This is a genomic window from Kitasatospora sp. SUK 42 (assembly GCF_015776785.2).
Lineage (GTDB): Bacteria > Actinomycetota > Actinomycetes > Streptomycetales > Streptomycetaceae > Kitasatospora.
On record NZ_LFMD02000031.1, the window covers coordinates 1 to 1,474 of the forward strand.

Sequence of the window (1,474 nt, forward strand, 5' to 3'; positions counted from 1 at the left end):
GCGTTCTGCAGGGCGAGCATGGTCTGGAACAGCGGGTGGTGCGCCAGCGTCCGGGTCGGGTTCAGCGCCTCCACCAGGTGCTCGAACGGCACGTCCTGGTGCGCGTACGCCGCCAGCGCGTCGGCGCGCACCCGGCCCAGCAGTTCGGTGAACGACGGATCGCCGGAGAGGTCGGCGCGCAGTACCAGGGTGTTGACGAAGAAGCCGACCAGCTCGTCCAGAGCCTCGTCGGTACGTCCGGCGACCGGGATGCCGATCGGCACATCGGTGCCCGCCCCGAGTTTGCCCAGCAGAGCGGCCACTCCGGCCTGGAGCACCATGAAGAGGCTGGCTCCGCCGTCGCGGGCGAGCGCGCGCAGGCCCTGGTGCAGTTCGGCGTCGATCCGGACCGGCACCTGGGCGCCCCGGTGGGACATGGCCGCCGGCCGAGGCCGGTCGAACGGCAGCTCCACCTGTCCGGGCAAGCCCGTCAGCCGCTCCCTCCAGTAGGCCAGTTGGCCGTTCAGCAGGCTGTCCGGGTCCGAGCCGTCGCCGAGCAGCTCCCGCTGCCAGAGGGCGTAGTCGGCGTACTGGACCGGCAGCGGCGACCACTCCGGCTTGCCTCCCTCCACGCGCGCCGCGTAGGCGGCGGCAAGGTCCCGCGACAGAGGCGCCGTCGACCAGCCGTCGCCGGCGATGTGGTGCACCACCAACAGCAGCACGTGCTCGTCCACGGACACCTCGAACAGCTCGGCCCGCAGCGGCGGCTCCACCGCGAGGTCGAAGCCGTACCGGGCCGCCACGTCCAACCGGTCCGGCAGCTCGTCCGGTCCCGCCTCGGTCACCCGCAGCCGGGGCCGGGCCTCGTCGATGTCCAGCACCCGCTGGCACGGCGAGCCGTCCATCGCCGGGAGGACGGTACGCAGGCTCTCGTGCCGCTCGACCACGTCCGCCAGGGCCTGCTCCAGCGCCCGCCGGTCGAGATCCCCCGACAGCCGCAGCGCCAGCGGAATGTTGTAGGTGGCGCTCGGCCCCTCCATGCGGTGCAGGAACCACAGCCGGCGCTGCGCGAAGGACAGCGGCAGCACCTCGGGCCGCTCGCGCCGCCCCAACGGCGGCCGCGCCCGGCCCGCGCCGTCCACCGCCGCCGCCAGCTCGGCCACCGTCGGCGCGTCGAACAGGTCTCCCAGCCGCAGCTCCACGCCGAGGACCGACCGTGCCCGGGCGACCAGTCGGGTGGCCAGCAGCGAGTGCCCGCCGAGGTCGAAGAAGCTGTCGTCCAACCCGGGCTCGGACACCCTGAGGACCTCGGCGAACAGCCCGGCGAGCAGGTGCTCCGTCGCGGTGCGCGGGGCCCGGCCAGGGGCGGCCGCAGCCTGCTCGGGGGCCGGAAGGGCCCGCCGGTCGAGCTTGCCGTTCGAGGTCAGTGGCAGCGCGTCCAACACCACGAACGCCGACGGCACCATGTACTCCGGCAGCCGCTCGGCCAGGTGGC

1 protein-coding gene is annotated in these 1,474 nt (G+C 74.1%); it reads right to left on the reverse strand.

Annotated elements, in window-relative coordinates; genetic code table 11:
* On the reverse strand, positions 1-1,474 hold a 1,474-nt coding region (locus tag RZ50_RS28550; protein ID WP_254803365.1), incomplete at both ends, for a condensation domain-containing protein.